At 68.4% G+C, this 17,490-nt stretch carries 14 protein-coding genes; 10 read left to right on the top strand and 4 right to left on the bottom strand.

Translation table 11 applies throughout. The features are described 5' to 3' along the window. Window positions 1-73: 73 nt before the first annotated feature. Window positions 74-2,392, top strand: coding sequence for an acyl-CoA dehydrogenase family protein (locus C6Y44_RS23645; RefSeq protein WP_159417251.1), 2,319 nt, complete (start codon window positions 74-76; stop codon window positions 2,390-2,392). 53 nt (window positions 2,393-2,445) lie between these two features. Here C6Y44_RS23645 and C6Y44_RS23640 read toward each other — a convergent pair whose 3' ends face one another. Then, complete coding sequence (locus C6Y44_RS23640; RefSeq protein WP_159417252.1) at window positions 2,446-4,590, bottom strand: acyl-CoA dehydrogenase; 2,145 nt, start codon at window positions 4,588-4,590, stop codon at window positions 2,446-2,448. Between the two features lie 111 nt (window positions 4,591-4,701). Here C6Y44_RS23640 and C6Y44_RS23635 point away from each other — a divergent pair, with 111 nt between their 5' ends. From C6Y44_RS23635 to C6Y44_RS23610, 6 genes are all read left to right on the top strand, one after another. Next, window positions 4,702-5,010 carry a hypothetical protein gene (locus C6Y44_RS23635; RefSeq protein WP_016695637.1) on the top strand — a complete coding sequence of 103 codons (309 nt, stop codon included), beginning with the start codon at window positions 4,702-4,704 and terminating at the stop codon, window positions 5,008-5,010. 43 nt (window positions 5,011-5,053) lie between these two features. Beyond that, a complete protein-coding gene (locus C6Y44_RS23630) occupies window positions 5,054-6,547 on the top strand; it encodes a class I adenylate-forming enzyme family protein (protein WP_159417253.1) in 1,494 nt (497 codons plus the stop codon). Window positions 6,548-6,642: 95 nt separating this feature from the next. Continuing rightward, a complete protein-coding gene (locus C6Y44_RS23625; RefSeq protein WP_085469977.1) occupies window positions 6,643-7,929 on the top strand; it encodes an FAS1-like dehydratase domain-containing protein in 1,287 nt (428 codons plus the stop codon). A 70-nt stretch (window positions 7,930-7,999) separates the two neighbouring features. Next, entirely contained in the window at window positions 8,000-8,782 is a 783-nt protein-coding gene (locus C6Y44_RS23620) for an enoyl-CoA hydratase/isomerase family protein (protein ID WP_085469976.1), read from the top strand. Window position 8,783: 1 nt separating this feature from the next. Beyond that, window positions 8,784-9,971 (top strand): acyl-CoA dehydrogenase family protein, encoded by a 1,188-nt coding sequence (locus C6Y44_RS23615; protein WP_016695641.1) that lies wholly within the window; start codon window positions 8,784-8,786, stop codon window positions 9,969-9,971. A 71-nt stretch (window positions 9,972-10,042) separates the two neighbouring features. Beyond that, window positions 10,043-11,554, top strand: a complete 1,512-nt coding sequence (locus C6Y44_RS23610) for a class I adenylate-forming enzyme family protein (protein ID WP_159417254.1) — start codon at window positions 10,043-10,045, stop codon at window positions 11,552-11,554. Between the two features lie 55 nt (window positions 11,555-11,609). Here C6Y44_RS23610 and C6Y44_RS23605 read toward each other — a convergent pair whose 3' ends face one another. Continuing rightward, window positions 11,610-12,665 (bottom strand): acyl-CoA dehydrogenase family protein, encoded by a 1,056-nt coding sequence (locus tag C6Y44_RS23605; RefSeq protein WP_159417255.1) that lies wholly within the window; start codon window positions 12,663-12,665, stop codon window positions 11,610-11,612. A 161-nt stretch (window positions 12,666-12,826) separates the two neighbouring features. Here C6Y44_RS23605 and C6Y44_RS23600 point away from each other — a divergent pair, with 161 nt between their 5' ends. After that, window positions 12,827-14,377, top strand: a complete 1,551-nt coding sequence (locus C6Y44_RS23600) for an acyl-CoA synthetase (protein ID WP_159417256.1) — start codon at window positions 12,827-12,829, stop codon at window positions 14,375-14,377. Between the two features lie 4 nt (window positions 14,378-14,381). Here C6Y44_RS23600 and C6Y44_RS23595 read toward each other — a convergent pair whose 3' ends face one another. Continuing rightward, the gene (locus C6Y44_RS23595; protein ID WP_016691737.1) at window positions 14,382-15,113 is read right to left on the bottom strand and encodes a M50 family metallopeptidase; all 732 of its coding nucleotides are present in this window, start codon (window positions 15,111-15,113) and stop codon (window positions 14,382-14,384) included. Window positions 15,114-15,197: 84 nt separating this feature from the next. On the opposite strand from C6Y44_RS23595, the gene C6Y44_RS23590 reads away from it, so the two are divergent. Both C6Y44_RS23590 and C6Y44_RS23585 read left to right on the top strand, forming a co-directional pair. Next, a complete protein-coding gene (locus tag C6Y44_RS23590; protein ID WP_016691738.1) occupies window positions 15,198-15,896 on the top strand; it encodes an AzlC family ABC transporter permease in 699 nt (232 codons plus the stop codon). Further along, window positions 15,889-16,218, top strand: coding sequence for a branched-chain amino acid transporter permease (locus tag C6Y44_RS23585; protein ID WP_016691739.1), 330 nt, complete (start codon window positions 15,889-15,891; stop codon window positions 16,216-16,218). The genes C6Y44_RS23590 and C6Y44_RS23585 overlap by 8 nt, the downstream gene beginning before the upstream one ends. Here C6Y44_RS23585 and C6Y44_RS23580 read toward each other — a convergent pair. Continuing rightward, a complete protein-coding gene (locus tag C6Y44_RS23580) occupies window positions 16,188-17,459 on the bottom strand; it encodes a glycosyltransferase 87 family protein (protein WP_225623670.1) in 1,272 nt (423 codons plus the stop codon). The two genes, C6Y44_RS23585 and C6Y44_RS23580, sit on opposite strands and share 31 nt — an antisense overlap. Window positions 17,460-17,490: the final 31 nt, after the last annotated feature.

Genomic DNA, 17,490 nt, shown 5'->3' with positions numbered 1-17,490 from the left:
CAGCCGGATTCCGACAACCGACTGAGCCGCAGTCGGGTTCCGGCACCTACAGCACCATCACCCGGGAGGTGACGTGGAGGAAGGCAAGCCCACGGTGACGCTCGAGTCCGACGCTCGTAGCGACTGGCGTCCCCGACTGTCCGCTCTGCTCGACGACTTCCGGCGGCGCTCCCGTCCCGAGACGTCCCGCGCACGGTTCGAGGCCGCGATCGCGTGGCAGTCCGAACTCGTCGACCATTCTCTGGCGGCGCCGGGCTGGCCCGAAGAGGTCGGCGGTATGGCACTCTCGCTCGAGGATCAACTCGACTACTACCGCGCGATCACCGATGCCGGTGCACCCAAGCATCCGTGCCCGCTGTCGTTCATCGTCGCGCCCACGATTATCGTCCACGGCACCGCCGAACAGAAGAAACGTTTCCTCGAGCCGCTGCTGCGCGCGGAAGAGTTCTGGTGCCAAGGATTTTCCGAGCCCGGCGCCGGCAGCGACCTCGCGTCGCTGTCCACGCGTGCGGTCCGCGACGGCGACGTCTACCGGGTGACGGGCAGCAAGATCTGGACGACGATGGCCGACCACGCCGACTGGATCTTCACGCTCGTGCGCACCGGTCCGTCCGGACGGAGCACGTCGGGCATCACCTACCTGCTCATTCCGATGAACTCGCCCGGCATCGAGGTGCGACCCCTGCGCGACGCCGCGGGTGGGCACCACTTCGCCCAGGTCTTCTTCGACGACGTCGAGGTGCCGGTCGACAACCGGGTGGGGGAGGAGGGGCAGGGCTGGTCGATCATGCGGACCTCGCTCGGACACGAGCGCGCCACCGCCTTCCTCGCCGACGAGTTCCGCTACCGCTCGACCGTCGACAAGGTCTTCCACCTGGCCGTCGGCCACGGTTATGCGCACGATCCGCTGATCCGGCAGGAACTCGCCACCGTCGAGACCGGGGTGCGTCAGATCGCCGCGAACAGCGCACGCGCGCTGGATGCCGTTCTCGCAGGACGCGATCCGGGTGGGGTGGCGTCGGTCAACCGGTTGGTGAAGGCCGAGTTCGAGCAACACATGCACCGGCTCGCGCTGCGATTGACCGGCTCGGCCGCAGTTCTCGGCACCCGTTCGGAAGGTGTGGTGGAGAAGGGGCGCTGGACGTACGGATATCTCATGTCCCGCGCCGCGACCATCGGTGCCGGAACCTCCGAGATCCAACGCAATACGATCGCAGAGAACGTTCTCGGTCTGCCTTCGCACCGGGGGGAGGGCACCCGCGCACCGGCCGTGGTGCCGGGGCGCCCCCTCACGCCCCCACCGGAGGACGAGGCGAATCTACGGGAGGCTCTGCGCGACATCCTGTCCGCCCGCGTCGATACCGTCTCGCTGCTCGTGGGCGTCGACTCCGCAGGCGAACACGACGCCGGATTGTGGTCCACGCTCGTGGAATTCGGTCTTCCGGGTCTGTCGTCTCCCGAGCATCTCGGTGGTGACGGCAGGTCGCTGCGGATGCTCTGCGCGGCGGTCGAGGAGGTGGCCTTCCATCTCGGACCGGTCGCCCTCGTCCCCACCGCGATCGCATTGGAGGTCCTCGTCGCGGCCGGCGCCGAGGAGGACGCGCGACGGATCATCGGTGGTTCACCTGCAGCGTTCGTCGTGCCCGTCGGAGATCGTGGGTGGGACACCGCCGATCTCCCCGTCCTCCGGGACGGCAGGCTGACCGGCCGCGTGGAACGGGTCGCGGGTGCACCCGTCGCCGAGGTACTCGTCGTCCTCGCGACGGACGATGCGACGGGCGAACACGTCCTGCTCACCCTCGACCGGGCCGATGCATCCGTCACCGTGCAGACGTCGCTCGATCCGACCGGGACCGTGGGGATCGTCTCCTTCGAGGACGCCGCGGCGACCGTGCTCGTATCGGGGGTGGACGCCGATGCCGCACTCGAATCGTCCTTCCGTGTCGCGGAACTGCTGGTCGCTGCTGATGCGGTGGGTGTCGCGAACCGGGCTCTGGCGATGGCGGTGGACTGGGCGGGCCAACGTGAACAGTTCGGCCGTCCCATCGGTTCGTATCAGGCGATCTCGCATCGCTGCGCCGACATGCTCGTCGCAGCCGAGGGCGCGCGGGGACTGGTGCTGGCGGCCGCCGATCGTTCACCGCAGGAACCCGAGGAGGCCGCGGCGGTGCACCTGGCGACCGCGGCGGCGCTGCGGTCCGCTGTATCCAACGCCGAGGGTTGCATCCAGATCCACGGCGGAATCGGCTTCACGTGGGAACATCCCGCCCACTTGCTGCTCCGTCGCGCGGTCGCCGACGAGGCGCGTATCGCCCGCCCGGAGGTGCTGCGGGACCGCGCGGTGGGAGAGGTGCTGGCGCGGTCGAGCCGAGCGGGCGGATCGACGGGGTGACGGACGAAGCAGCGGACCCGGTGCAGGATGCCGGGTCCGCTGCTTTCGGCGATCTAGTTGGCGATGTGCTCGCGAGGTAGGCCCAGCAACCGCTCGGCGATGACGTTGCGGTTGATCTCCGACGTGCCGCCGGCAATCGTCATCGCACGGCCCAGCAGGTAGTAGTGGGTCCACACCGGTTCATCCCCGAGGAACGCTGCGGGACCGGCGATGTGCATCGCGAGTTCGCCCACGTGCTGGGTGTGTTCGGCGATGAGCATCTTCGTCACGCTGCCCTCCGGACCGAAATCGCCACCGGCGACGGCCCGCACGACCTGCCTCAGATTGAGGACCGCGAAAGCCTGTTCGCGGGCGATCAGTGACGCGATCCGGCGCGTGACCGAGACGTCGCCGGGCGCGTGCTTCGCGGCGAGGTCGAGCAGCGCGAACGCCGAATAGGTCTCGTCGGTCTTGCCACCGCCGATCGAGACGCGTTCGTTCCCGAGCGTCGCGCGGGCCACGGTCCAGCCGTTGTCGACGGCACCCACCACGTCCTCGTCCGGGACGAAGACGTCCTCGAAGAACACCTCGTTGAAGGCGGAGTCGCCGCTGATCTCGCGCAGCGGGCGGACGGTCACGCCAGGCGCGGTGAGGTCGATGACCATCGTGGTGATGCCCTTGTGCTTCGGCACGTCGCGGTTGGTGCGGATGGTCGCGAGACCGCGCGTCGAATTCTGCGCGTTCGACGTCCACACCTTCTGGCCGGTGACGCGCCACCCGCCGTCGACCTTCATCCCGCGCGTCGACACGGCAGCCGCGTCGGAACCGGCACCGGGCTCGGAGAACAACTGGCACCAGACCTGCTCACCGAGCAGACCGGGACGGATCCACCGTTCGATCTGCTCCGGCGTGCCGTGCTGGGTGAGGGTGAGCAGGATCCACGCGCCGATACCGAGACCGTGCGGTTCGACGTCGGTGAACTCCTCGTCGATCACGAGCTGCTCCACCGGGGAGGCCCCACGGCCGAACGGCGGCGGCCAGTGCGGCATGAGGTAGCCGGAGTCGACGAGCAGTGCACGTCGCTCGGATTCGGCGGTCGCGGTGTACTTCGCGACGAAGTCGCGGGCGGCGACGCGGTGGTCCTCAGCCTCGGGAGGAAGGTCGACGGCATAGTGACGGCGCAGCCCGGAGGTTCCCGATTCGGCGAGCGAGTCGAGCGCGGCGGTCGGTTCGCCGAACAGGACCCGCAGGGCGTGGGCACGGCGCAGGAACAGATGGCAGTCGTGCTCCCACGTGAAACCGATACCGCCGTGGATCTGGATGCTCTTCTGGGCATTGGCGATGTACGAGTCGAACGCGATGACCCGTGCGACGTCGAGTGCGAGTCGCGCCTGCTCACCGTCGGCCCCGGCGCGTGCTGCGTCCCAGGCCACGCCGGTCGCGAGTTCGCTCGTTGCGAGCATGTCGGCGAGATGGTGCTTGATCGCCTGGAACGAACCGATCGGGCGGCCGAACTGTTCGCGCACCTTCGCGTAGGCCAGGGCGGCCTCGAGGGTCGCGCGGGCGCCGCCGGATGCTTCCGCTGCGGCCAGTGTGCGGGCGACGTGGTTCGCGTGGGGACCGGCGCCCGGGACGACGGCCAGGACGGGTGTCTCGCGGAGGGCGACCTTCGCCGTCTTGGAGGTGGGGTCGAGGTCGCCGGTGGGCGTCACCGACACCGAGGCGTGGCCGGGATCGACGAGAACGAGGTCGTCACCTGCGACGAGGGCGAGGAGCGTGGCGCCCGCACCACCCACGACGAGGTCGACGTCACCGCTGATCGTGTCGCCGCTCGTCAGGGATCCGGACAGGCCGAGACCGGGGAGCACCGAGCCGTCCGCGAACTTCGGGAGCCAGGTGGAGCGCAGTTCGTCGTTGCCCTTCGCGGCGAGCGCGGCGGAGACGGCGACACTCGCGAGGTAGGGGACGGGGACGACGAGCCGCCCGAGTTCCTCGGCCACCACCGCCACCTCGGGCAGGCCGGCGTCCGATCCTCCGAATTCACCGGGAAGGTGCAGGCCGAGCCATCCGAGGTCGGCGAGTTGCTTCCACAGCTTTCCGGTATCGGCGGTCGGGTCGTCGGTGACCTGCCGGGCGAGGCTGCCGGCGTCGTGGCCGCCGAGGAACGATCGGACGGCCTCTGCAACGGCGCGGTGATCGTCGGTCAGGGGAAGGGGCATGGGAGGTCTCCTCGGCCGTGCACGGGTCGGTTCACTTGTAGCACTATCTAAACTATGTGACGCACGCTACTTTGGGAAGCCACAGCGCAGTACCGCTCGATCGGAGGAATCGTGAAACTCGAAGTAGGTCGATCCTGGGCCAGCACCGTCGACGGCACCGCGGTGGTCGTCGTCCGAGCGCCCGGCGACGAGGTCGCACTCACCTGCGGAGGCGCCGAGATGGTGCCGGGAAAGAAGGGAACCGGCGACGGCGCGGCCATCGACGACGCGCATCACGGCCCCACCGCGCTGGGGAAGCGGTACACCGACGCCGAGGGCACGGTGGAACTGCTGTGCACCACACCCGGCACCGGCGCTCTCGCCGTCGACGGCGTTCCGCTGTCGTTGAAGACGGCGAAGCCGCTTCCGGCCTCCGACTGACCCGAGACTCGACCACCGAATCACAACTGCACCAGGGGCTTCCATGAACCTCACGATGTTGCTCGATATGGCCGCGGACGGGCTCGAGGACCGCATCGTGGTGGGGCGCCGCGGCGGCGGCATCTCCGCCCGGCGCCTGCGCGATCTGTCCGTCGCCGGAGCCGCCGTGATCCGCGAGGCGGGCGCCGATGCCCTCGTCTACCGCGCGGTCAACGGCCCCGCCTTCCCTGTGGCCCTGTTCGCTGCGGCGCGCGCGGGCGTCCCGCTCGTACCGATCAACTATCGGCTCGGCGCGGAGCAGGGTGCGGCGTTGCTGTCCCACCATCCCGACGCCCTGGTGATCGCGGACGACGCCGGCGACGCACCGGGTGTGCTCTCTCCCGCGACCTGGCTCGACCGGCTCGACCGGCTCGGACGGTCGGAGGTCGTGGAAGCCGACGATCCGGACCCGGACGCACCCGCCGTGGTGATCTACACCTCCGGCACCACGTCGGCGCCGAAAGGTGTTCTGCTGCATCACCACAACCTCGTGTCGTATGTGCTCGGATCCGTCGAGTTCGCGTCGGCCGAGGGCACCGACGCCGCGCTGGTGAGCGTCCCGCCCTATCACATCGCCGCGGTGGCGAACGTCCTCACGAATCTCTACGCAGGTCGCCGGACGGTGGTGCTCGAGCAGTTCACCGCCGCCGAATGGCTCGACACCGTTCGTGGGGAGGGCATCACCAATGCTCTCGTCGTCCCCACGATGCTCGCGCGCATCCTCGATTCCGGTGCCGACACCTCGGTGCCGACGTTGCGCTCCCTGGCCAGTGGTGGTGCGCCGATGCCCCGCCGAGTGGTCGAACGAGCCCTCGAGACCTGGCCGCAGGTCGACTTCGTCAACGCCTACGGACTCACCGAGACCAGCTCGACGATCACCGTCCTCGGCCCCGACGACCACCGGGCGGCGATGACCGGCACCGACGAGCGGATCCGCGCCCGCCTCGGATCGGTGGGCCGGCCGGTCCCCGGCATCGACCTCGAGATCCGCGACGCCGACGACCGCGTCGTCGAAGCCGGCGTGCCCGGACGCATCTGGGTTCGCGGAGAACAGGTCTCGGCCGAATACGCGGGAGTCGGCAAGCTCGTCGACGACCGCGGATTCTTCGACACACGTGACACCGGATTCGTCGACGAGGACGGCTATCTGTTCATCGGTGGGCGCAGCGACGACACCATCATCCGCGGTGCCGAGAACATCGCCCCGGCCGAGATCGAGGACGTGATCCTGCGTCATCCCGCCGTCACCGACACCGCGGTCGTGGGGGTACCCGACGACGAATGGGGACAACGCATCGAGGCCGTGGTGGTGTTGCGCCCCGACGAGTCGGTCGATGCGGAGGAGCTGCGCGCGTTCGTGCGGGAGACGCTGCGCGGGTCGAAGACGCCCGACCGCATCGTCTATTGGGACGAGCTGCCGCGCACGGAGACGGGAAAGCTGGTGCGCCGGCATGTCGTCGAACGTCTGGCCGGCGACGGAGTGTCCGGCCGGGCATGAGGTTCGCCAGGTCTTTACATGTATAACTAGGTTGCCCTACTGTGGGTGACACGGGCCGCTCGCGTCGAGCGTCGTCCCCTATACGGAGGTAGTCGATGACCACGTCGGAGAAGACCGAGAAGCCTTCGGAGATCTACACCTTCCGCGATGAAGACATTGCACGGGCGAGAGATCTCGTCGGCGTCTACCACGCCATGACGCAGCGGGAGCAGTACACACGCGCCTCACCCGACATCATGCGGAACTTCGCGCGTAGCTACGGCGACGACAATCCGCTGTTCACCGACGAGGAATACGGTGCCGCGACCCGGTGGGGAGGCCAGATCGCGCCCCCGATGGTCAACATCGCCGTCCGCAAGGAACTGCTGGCAGATCCCGTGCCCCGAGAGCAGCGCCGACCCTCCTTCCGAGGGATCCACGTGTTCGTCTCCGGCACCACGACCCACTGGTACCGGCCGGTCCTCGACGGCGACACCCTGTACGGTTTCCACGGCACCGAGAAGGTCGAGGAGAAGCAATCCGAGTTCGCCGGGCGTTCGCTCATCATCACCGGCCTCCAGGTGCAGTTCAACCAGCGCGCCGAGGTGGTCCAGACCCAGCGGGTCATCACCATCCACACCGAGCGCCACGAGTCGAAGAAGCGCAAGAAGTACGACTCGATCGAACCGGCCTCCTACACCCCCGACGACATCGCGAGGATCGACGAGATCTACGCGCAGGAGCAGGTGCGCGGCACGAACACCCGTTACTGGGAGGACGTCGAGGTCGGGGAGAGTCTCGGCACGATGGCCAAGGGGCCGTTGACCACCACCGACATGGTCGTCTTCCACTCCGGCGGATACGGTTTCGCCCCGTACACCCCGTGCGCGAGCCGCCTCGCCTACAAGAACCGCCAACGCATCGCGCCGTTCTACATCCCGAACGAGCAGGGCGTGCCCGACGTCGCGCAGCGGATCCATTGGGACAGCGGCTACGCCCGCTCCATCGGCCTGCCGGCCGCCTACGACTACGGCATGATGCGCGACTGCTGGCTGAGCCACTATCTCACCGACTGGATGGGCGACGACGCCTGGCTCGAATCGATGTCGAGTCAGATGCGCAAGTTCAACTACCTCGGCGACACCCACACCTTCACCGGTGAGGTCGTCGGCAAGCGCACCGAGGGCGGGCGTCATCTCGTCGACGTGGAGTTGCGTGGCACCAGCCAGCGCGGTGAGGTCACCTGCCCCGCCACCGCCACCATCGCACTCCCGTCGCGCGTCGGCGGCGCGGTCGCGCTGCCCGCCGCTCCCGCCGAGTTCGAACAGCTCGCAGCGCGGATGCTCGAACGCGACGCCGAGCTGCGCCGCGAGCGGCGGGCAGGAAACGGGGCGGCGTCGTGAAAGGCCACCCGTCCCTGCCGGCAGCGGGGCAGGATGAGGCGACGCGCAACGAGCGGCTCGAGGAGGACCTGTGGATCTGACCGGTACGACCACGGTGATCGCCGAGCTGAAGGACCACGTCCTGACCATCACGCTCGATCGCCCCGACAAGCTCAACTCCTTCACCGACACGATGCGCGCCGAGTTCCGGGAGTTGTGGCACTACGCCTCCGAGACCGACGACGTGCACGTCGTCGTCCTCCGGGCCAACGGTGAGCGCGCGTTCAGCACCGGCGTCGATGTCCACGAGGGGACCTTCCTGTCCGACAACGTCTTCAGCCGTCGCGATCCCGGTGTCGACCTGTCGCCCAAACAGAACAACTGTTGGAAACCGCTCGTGTGCGCGGTCCACGGCATGGTCGCCGGCGGCGCGCTCTACTGGCTCAACGAGGCCGACATCATCGTCGCGAGCGAGGACGCCCAGTTCTTCGATCCGCACGTCTCCTACGGCATGGTCGCCGCACTCGAACCGATCGGCCTCGCACACCGCATCCCCATCGGTGAGGTGCTGCGCATGGTGCTGCTCGGTCTCGACGAACGCATGTCCGCGAAGAGGGCCTACGAGATCGGCTTCGTCAGCGAGATCGTCGCCCGGGACGCGCTGTGGGATCGCGCGCAGCAGCTCGCCGAACGGATCGCCGCCAAACCGCCGGCCGCGATCCAGGGCAGCATTCGCGCGATCTGGGAGTCCAAGGACCGCACACGATCACACGCTCTCGCCGCCGGGATGATGTACACCGATCTCGGCAATCCCATCGGCCTGGCTCAGGTCGATCGGTCCCAGGTCCCCACGCGCGACTACGAGGTGCGCTGACATGGACTACGGACTGACACCCGAACTCGAGCAGTTCCGCAAAGAGGTACGCGAGTTCGTCGAGACCCACAAACCCGACGTGCCGGTGAAGGCGGGTGTGCGCAGCGCCGACGACGCCGACGAACTCGCGGTGCTGAAGGAATGGACCCGCACACTCTTCGAAGCCGGGTACATCGGTGCCGACTGGCCGGAGCGCTACGGCGGTGCCGGGGCAGCACACTCACCGGAGAAGGACGTCGTCGTCGGGGAGGAGCTGGCACGCGGCCGGGCTCCGGCCGCGGTGCAAGGAGCCGGACTGCTGGTCGCACATGCGCTGATCGACTTCGGCACGGAGGAACAGCGCGAGAAGTATCTGCCCGGTATCCGATCGGGCGAACTCGTCTTCTGCCAGCTGTTCAGCGAGCCGGGTTCCGGCAGCGACCTCGCGTCCCTGCGCACGAAGGCAGTGCCGGCCGACGGCGGGTTCACCGTCACCGGCCAGAAGGTGTGGACGACCAACGGACACTGGGCCGACTACGGTTACCTCCTGGCCCGGACGAATCCCGACGCACCGAAACACCGTGGTATCAGCGCGTTCCTGCTCGACATGCGGTCGCCGGGCGTCGACGTGCGGCCGCTGCGGGAGATGACCGGAACCTCGGATTTCAACGAGATCTTCCTCGACGACGTTCCCGTCGGGTCCGACGCGCTCATCGGCGACCTCGACAACGGCTGGCTGATCGCGAATTCGAGTCTCGCCCACGAACGCAGCGCCGTGGCGTCGGCAGCAGTGCGCCTGCAGCAGGACGTCGACGCGCTGAAGGAACTCGCACGCAGGACGATCCGGTACGGACGTCCCGCGATCGAGGACGGTGCGGTGCAGGAACGGATCGGCGAACTCCAGGCGTCCGTCGAAGCATTGTCGGCACTGGTGTACGCGAACATCGGCCGCTGGTCGCGGGGCACCGAACGCCCCCACGACGCCGCCATGGCCAAGCTGATGTTCAGCGAGATCGGCGTCGAGACCGCACGATTCGCTCTGGAACTCGCAGGTGAGGACGGCATCCTCGTCGAGGGCGACCCGCAGGTCGTCGACGGGGGCCGGTGGCAGGACGAATTCCTGTACGCCCGCGCGTACACCATCGCCGGCGGCACCTCGGAGATCATGCGCAACATGATCGCCGAGAGAGGGCTCGGTCTTCCGCGCTGAGGCGCGCTCCCGGCCGGATCGCCGGCCGGCACTACGAACACCTTCGGGTCGACCGAAGAGGAGGCTCCGCGATGACGGGCATCAGAGAGGCGTTGACCCTGCTGTGGTCGACCCCCGACAGTGCGAACATGGTGCAGGAGGACAAGACCTGGCACACGTGGGCGCAGGTGCGTGACACGGCCGAGCGAATCGACGCGGAGCTCGAACGACTCGGGTGCGGGCCACGCAGCCGGATCGGCGTCGTGCTGATCAACCGCACCGAATCGATCGCGTCCCTGATCGCGATTCTGCGACACGACCGGGTGCTGCTCACCCTCAACCCGGCCCAGCCGTCGCGGCGGATCGTCGAGGACGCGGTCGGGGCCCACCCGGATGTGATCCTCGCACCGCGCGAGTACTGGGCCGACGAGGAGTTCGCCGCACCCATCGCCGCAGCGGGCATCGTCGGTGTCGCCGTGGACGGTTCGGACGTCTCACGCGTGTTCGGCGACGCTCCCGTCCCGCCCCGCCCGGACGAGCAGGACCCGGTCGCCGTCGAGATGTTCACCTCCGGTACCACCGGCCCGCCGAAGCGGGTTCCACTGACCTGGCGCCAACTCGAGGCCGCCCTCGAGGCCGTGCACGGGCACACCGGCAAGGGGAGAGGCGATCACGAACCCTTCACCGGCCCCGTGGCGTTGATCTCCTTGTCGATGGTGCACATCGGCGGATTGTGGGGCGTGATCCAGTCGCTGTCGGAAGCACGCCCGATCGTGCTGATGCCCCGTTTCACCGTCGAGGGCTGGGTCGACGCGGTCTACGAGCACCGGATGATCGTCGCGGGTCTCCCGCCGGCGGCCATGCGGTCGGTGCTCAACGCCGACGTGCCGAAGGAGAAGCTCGCGACCCTCCGGGCCATCACCGCAGGCACCACCTTCGTCAGCCCGGAACTGGCCGACGAGTTCACCGACCGGTACGGCATTCCCATCATGATCATGTACGGGGCAACGGAATTCGGTGGTGCCGTAGCGGGGTGGACGAAGCCCCTCATCAAGCAGTGGTGGGAACACAAACGTGGCAGCGTCGGCCGGCCCTTCCCGGGGGTGCGGATGCGCACGGTCGACGAGAACGGCGCGGTGCTGCCCGAGGGGAGCACCGGTCGCCTCGAGGTGAGTTCACCGCAGACCGGCACGGGTGTCGGCGACTGGGTGCGCACCAGCGATCTCGCGCATCTCGACGAGGACGGTTTCCTCTACATCGACGGCCGGGCCGACGACGCGATCGTCCGTGGTGGTTTCAAAATCCAGCCCGAAACCGTCTGCAACGCACTGCGGGCCCACCCGTCGATTCTCGATGCGTCGGTCTTCGGCCGTCCCGACGAGCGGCTCGGACACGTACCGGTCGCCGTGATCGAAACCGTCCAGGGTGCAGAGGATGTCGACGTCGACGAACTGAAGACCTTCCTGCGCACCCGGTTGACGGCCTACGAGATCCCGGTGGAGATCCACAGGGTCGATGCCCTGCCCCGCAGTGTGTCGCTCAAGGTCGACCGTCGTCGGCTGCTGGAGATGGTGGACGAGATCGAATCGTCCCGCGCCCGATAGTGCACAGGAAAGGGGGCGGGATCCGGATGGATCCCGCCCCCTTTTTTTCGGTGTCTCAGGCGACGGCGAGTCGACGGCGGTGGTACGACACCGAACCGTCGAGCAGTTCGTCGACCTTGATGCGGCGGAGCAGCAGGTGCACGTCGTGTTCCCACGTGAAACCGATCCCGCCGTGGACCTGCAGAGCCGTCTGGGCGGTGGTGGACGCTCCGGAGCATGCGAACGCGACCGCGGCGGACACCGCCCGAGCGCGTGCTACGGGATCGTCCCCGTCGAGTGCGACGGCGGCGGCCCAGAGTGTCGCGCGGGAGGCCTCGGTCGTCGTCGCCATGTTCGCGCAGTGGTGCTTCACGGCCTGGAAGCTGCCGATCACCGTGCCGAACTGTGTTCTGCTACCGACGTAGTCGATGCTCAGGTCGACGAGACGCGCAGCGGCACCGAGAGCATCGACCGCTCGGAAGGTCGCAAGACGGTCGTGGGTGAAGGCCGCGATGCCGGTCGGCAGGGAGAACCACGAATCCTGCGGAAGCGTGACGTCGAGGTCGGCGACGGCCCACGAGCGTGTGAGGTCGAGCGCGTCGAGCGGTCGCACGGTGAGCGTCTCCACGGGCACGACCGCCGCGATCTCCGCGCCGGTGTCGGTGACCGCGACCAGCAGGATGTCGTGCGCATCGATCAGGCCGGTGATCGGTGCCGTCGTACCGCTCAGAACCAGTGCGTCCCCGTCGAATCGTGCCTGCAGGCCGGACTTCTCGGGTGACGACAGGGCGGGCAGCACGACGCGCTCACCGCTCTCCGCCGCTGCGGCCGCGGGATGACCGATCGTCTCGAGAAGACTTGCCGCGACTGCCAGTTCAGCGACGGGAAGCGCGCTGCCGGCCCGTCCGTGTTCCTCGACGAGCACGGCCAGATCGACGTGGGTGCCGCCCGTCTCGGTGGTGAGCAGCCCGATCGAGCCCGAGTGCGCGAGGTGGCGGAGTCCGTCGGTAGGGAGGTGCGCGGGTCCGTCGTCGATGCCCGGTCTGCGCGCGGTGATCGGGTCGTTCTTGGTGAGCCACGCGCGCTCGCTCTCGCCGAGGGCCACCTGTTCGTCGCTCAACGCGAAGTCCATGACGCTCCTTCGATGTGGTCGTCAACGTAGTTAACCATGTGTGCCGAAGTTTGTGGACCCCTCGGAACTGCTCGCGATATCGGAAGAGTTTTCGACGAAGCCTGGCCGACACATCGTTATACAGGTAATACTTGTCGCCGATGTCCACGAGGGAGTGACCGATGACGATGCCGTCGATGAACCCGACCGATCTCGCCGCCGCCTTCGGCGACAAGCCCGCGATCGTCATGGTCGAGGACGGTGCAACACTCACCTACCGCGAACTCGAATCCGCGTCCAACCGCATCGCCCACCTGTTCCGGCAGCGCGGCCTGCGGGCCGGCGACCACATCGCGATCCTCATGGAGAACTGCCTCGACGTCTTCCCCGTGGTGTGGGCGGCGCAGCGCACCGGCCTGCTCTACACGCCCGTCAACTGGCACCTGTCCGACGACGAGGCCGCCTACGTGGTCGAGAACTGCGGTGCGCGTGTGCTCGTGCACTCGGAACGTCTCGACCGCCTCGGAGCGGTCGTCGGCGGCGGCAACCCCGTCCTCGGGGCGCGGTTCACCACCGGTGACAGCTCGCCGAGCGGCGCCGAGATCCTCGCCGACGTTGTTTCGGCCCTGCCCGATACACCCGTCGACGACGAACTCGAGGGGTACTACATGCTGTACTCGTCGGGCACCACGGGACGTCCGAAGGGAATCCTGCCCGCGCTCACCGGCGCCCCGTTCGGCACGGGCCTGGCCATCGACTCGACGATGCGCGACGCCTTCGGATTCGGTCCGCACTCCGTCTACCTCAGCCCCGGACCGCTCTACCACGCGGCACCGCTCGGCTGGACGATGGGAACCGTCCGCAACGGGGGCACGGCGCTGGTGATGGAGACCTTCGACGCCGAACGCACACTCGACGCCATCGAGCGGTACGGCGTCACCCATGCCCAGTTCGTCCCGACGATGTTCGTGCGGTTGCTCAAGCTCCCCGAACCGACCCGCACGCGCTACGACGTGTCGAGCCTGCGTGTCGTGGTCCACGCGGCGGCGCCGTGCCCGGTCGAGGTCAAGGAACGCATGATCGAGTGGTTCGGGCCGAAGATCCTCGAGTTCTATGCGGGCAGCGAAGGCAACGGTTTCTTCATGATCACGACACCGGAATGGCTCGAGCACCGCGGTTCCGTCGGCCGTCCGACCCTGGGTCAGGTGCACATCTGCGACGAGTCCGGCCGCGAACTCGGGCCCGGCGAGATCGGCCAGGTGTGGATCGGCGACGGCCTGGACTTCGAGTACCACGGTGATCCGGCGAAGACCGCCGCCGCCTACAACGACAAGGGCTGGACGACCCTCGGCGATCTGGGGCACGTCGACGAGGACGGTTACCTGTACCTCTCGGCGCGGCGCGCCGATCTGATCCTGTCCGGCGGCGTCAACATCTACCCCGTCGAGGCCGAGGACGTGCTGACGGTGCACCCAGCCGTCCTCGACGTCGCCGTCGTCGGCCTGCCCGACGAGGAGATGGGCCAACGCGTCCACGCCGTCATCACACCCGTGGACGGCGTGCGGGCGGACGACGCCCTCGCGGCCGAACTCGTCGAGTACACCCGCGAACGCCTCGCGCACTTCAAGGTGCCGCGCACGATCGAGTTCGGCGAGGTTCCGCGACTGCCCAGCGGCAAGATCCTGCGCCGGGCCCTGCTCGCCCGCTACGACGAGGTGTCGCCGGCGCCCTGACGATTCAGGACAGCTGGGTCACCACGATCCGTGTGACGCCGTAGAAGGCGGTACCCGCTGTGACGATCGCGAACAGCGCGATCCACACCGCGGCCGGGAGCCGGGTGAGCCAGCGCAACTGGTCGGCATCCGAACCCCGGCCGCGACCACGCGAATGGGTGCGGGCGAGTTCGAGGACCGGGCGGGTCGCGCCGAGGAGCAGCACCCAGGTGATCAGGTATGCCGCGGTGTACCGAACCACCGGATCACCGAGATAGGCGGCCGCGCCGACGAGCGCTCCCGCGATCACCACGGAGACGAAGCCGTACAGATTGCGGATCAGCAGCAACAGGACGGCGAGCGCGGCGAGGATCGACCACAGGACCGCGGCGGGCCGGTCCAGCGTCAACAGCGTCGCCGCGGCGAAACCGAGCACGGCCGGGCCGGTGTACCCCGCGAAGGTCGTCGCGACCATGCCGGGACCGCGCGGATTGCCGGACGACACCATCACCCCCGAGGTGTCGCTGTGCAGGCGGATACCCGACAGTTTGCGGCCCACGAGCGCTGCGACCAGCGCGTGCGACCCCTCGTGCGCCTGCGTGATGACATGGCGGGTCTTCAACCACAGCGGACGGACGGTCACGAGCACGAGCGCGACGATCGCCGTCCCGACGACGACCATCGTCGGTGCGGGCTCGTCGACGGTCGACACGGCCTGCCACGCGGAGGACACGACCTCCGTGAACGAGGTGGACACAGATCACCTTCCTTCGGGCCGGACACGGGTGGCTCCGAGTCCGGCAGGGCCGGGCGTAGAGACCACTGCCCCGGCGATAGCCTGATGAGCATGCCCGACCGTCGCTCCCTCGAGATCCGCGCGGGTATCGCGGACTCCTGGGCCGTCGGTCTCGGACTGATTCCGCTGGGGCTCGCGTTCGGGGTGGTGCTCACCCAGGGCGGGTTCGACTGGTGGTGGGCACCGATCTTCTCCACCGTCATCTACGCGGGGTCGATGGAGTTCCTCGCGATCGGTCTCATCGCGGCGGTCACCCCGCTCGCGTCGGTCGCGGCGGCGACGTTGCTCGTGAACTTCCGGCACGTCTTCTACGGCCTGTCGTTCCCCCTGCACCGCATCCGCAGCAGGCTCGGGCGTCTCTACGGCGTGTACGCGCTCACCGACGAGTCGTACGCGATCGTCGCGCCCAAGGCACGTGAGCAGCTGACGGGAACCCGCATCCTCACGGTCCAGGTGCTGTGCCAACTGATGTGGGTGGTGTCGGGCACGGTCGGCGCGCTGATCGGCGCGGTGCTCCCGGAGGGACTCGCCGGGCTCGAGTTCGCGCTCACGGCGCTGTTCGCGGTCCTCGCCATCGATGCCTTCCGCGCCAACCGCGACGTGCCGGCACCGGTGATCGCGCTGGTCTGCGGTCTCGTTGCGTTGCTGGTCGCGAAGGAGCAGATGCTCGTCGTCGGCCTCGGGCTGTTCGTGGTGTGCCTGTTCGTGCGGTTCGTCTACCGGAACAAGGTGGCCCGTGCCTGAGTCGGTGCCCGGCGCCGCGTACGTCCTCGGCGCCCTGGCGGTGATGTTCGTCGTGACGGTCGCGCTGCGCGCGGCGCCGTTCCTCGCGTTGTCGGCACTGAAGAACTCCGCCTTCGTCGACTTCCTCGGCCGCACGATGCCCGCGGGGGTCATGGTCATCCTCGTGATGTACACGCTGCGCGATGTGGGGCAGTCGACCTGGCTCCCGGCGACCGCCGGTCTCGCGGGCACGATCGCCGTGCACCTGTGGCGACGGAACGCCGCGCTGAGCACCGTCGTCGGGACGGGCCTCTACCTGTTCGCGTCGGCGTTCTGGACCTGAGCGGTCTCGGCACTCTCGCCGGATTCCAGGACGGCCTCCTGTGCATCCACCGGGCGGGCCTCCATAGGAGCCTCGGCCCCGGGGCGGCGGCTGCGCGCGGCGATCATCGCGGCGACGAAGACCGCGATCGCGGCCAGGCACTGCGAGGTGCCGAGCACTTCGAGGAGCAACTGCTCGACCCAACCGCCGGAGGACGCCTCACGCAGCAGGTGGTTGGGTCCGATGAGGAAGACGACGGTCGCGGGCACCAGCACGGGCCACCAGCGGCGGTAGGCCGGCGCGACCAGCAGCGGCACGAGGAACAGCGCGTACACCCAATGGTGGGTGACGGCGATCGGAGCGGCGAGCAGCGACGCCAGGCCCACCAGGGCCACCGCGACCACGGGTTCGTCGGCACGCAGGAAGCGGTACGCGGCCCACGCGGTACCGGCCACGACGACCAGGGCACCGGCCAGCCACAGCGCCTTGGCGGTGCCGTCGGAGAAGTCGAAACGGGCGATGAGACCGGTGAGCGCCTGGTTGCGGAAGAACGACGGGTCGCCGGCGCGGTCGGTCGCGAAGAACTCCGTGGTCCAGAAGTAGACGGTCGAATCGGGGCGCAGCCAGTAGCCGAACGCGACGGTCGCGGCGAAGGCGCCCAGCGCACGGAATGCCGACGGCCAGTCGCGGCGCAGCAGGAAGATCAGGCCGAAGGCGGCCGGGGTCACCTTGATGGCGGCGGCCAGCGCGATGCCGACACCGCGGAAGCGCTTCGGGATCACGCCGAGCAGGTCGGCAACCACCAGTGCCATGAGCACGATGTTGATCTGGCCGAACGTGAAGTTGGAGCGGAACGGCTCGAGCCACAGCACCGGTCCGAGCGACGCGGCCGCGATCAGACTCGGCTGCGACATGTCGAGTCGCTGATAGACGACCTTCAGCACCCACCACACGAGAGCGATGAGCCCGATCGTCCACAACACCTGCAGGGCGGTGCTGCCCACCAACGCCATCGGGGCGAAGAGGAACGCCGCGAAGGGTGGGTAGATGAACCGGAAACCGGAATGGCTGAAGAACCCCTCGGTGTACAGCGGGGTGTGGTGCAGGAAGGCCCAGCCGGCGTCGCGGAAGACGTCGAGATCCATGAGGTACTCGTTCACCGCGTCGCGCAGGTATCCGGCGACTGCCAGGGCCGAGACCGTCAGCCCGATGGCGATCAACAAGGATCGAACAGGTCGGGTACGGACTTCGGTCAACAGCACGGGCGGTACCTCCCGATCGGAAACAGGTGCG

Source organism: Rhodococcus rhodochrous (assembly GCF_014854695.1).
Lineage (GTDB): Bacteria > Actinomycetota > Actinomycetes > Mycobacteriales > Mycobacteriaceae > Rhodococcus.
This window is presented reverse-complemented; position numbering and strand designations above follow the sequence as displayed.

Coding starts and splice junctions, on each gene's coding strand:
- C6Y44_RS23610 (WP_159417254.1), top strand. CDS start 10,043: ATGACGGGCATCAGAGAGGCGTTGACCCTGCTGTGGTCGACCCCCGAC.
- C6Y44_RS23590 (WP_016691738.1), top strand. CDS start 15,198: ATGAGCATGCCCGACCGTCGCTCCCTCGAGATCCGCGCGGGTATCGCG.
- C6Y44_RS23640 (WP_159417252.1), bottom strand. CDS start 4,590: ATGCCCCTTCCCCTGACCGACGATCACCGCGCCGTTGCAGAGGCCGTC.
- C6Y44_RS23630 (WP_159417253.1), top strand. CDS start 5,054: ATGAACCTCACGATGTTGCTCGATATGGCCGCGGACGGGCTCGAGGAC.
- C6Y44_RS23605 (WP_159417255.1), bottom strand. CDS start 12,665: ATGGACTTCGCGTTGAGCGACGAACAGGTGGCCCTCGGCGAGAGCGAG.
- C6Y44_RS23615 (WP_016695641.1), top strand. CDS start 8,784: ATGGACTACGGACTGACACCCGAACTCGAGCAGTTCCGCAAAGAGGTA.
- C6Y44_RS23600 (WP_159417256.1), top strand. CDS start 12,827: ATGACGATGCCGTCGATGAACCCGACCGATCTCGCCGCCGCCTTCGGC.
- C6Y44_RS23625 (WP_085469977.1), top strand. CDS start 6,643: ATGACCACGTCGGAGAAGACCGAGAAGCCTTCGGAGATCTACACCTTC.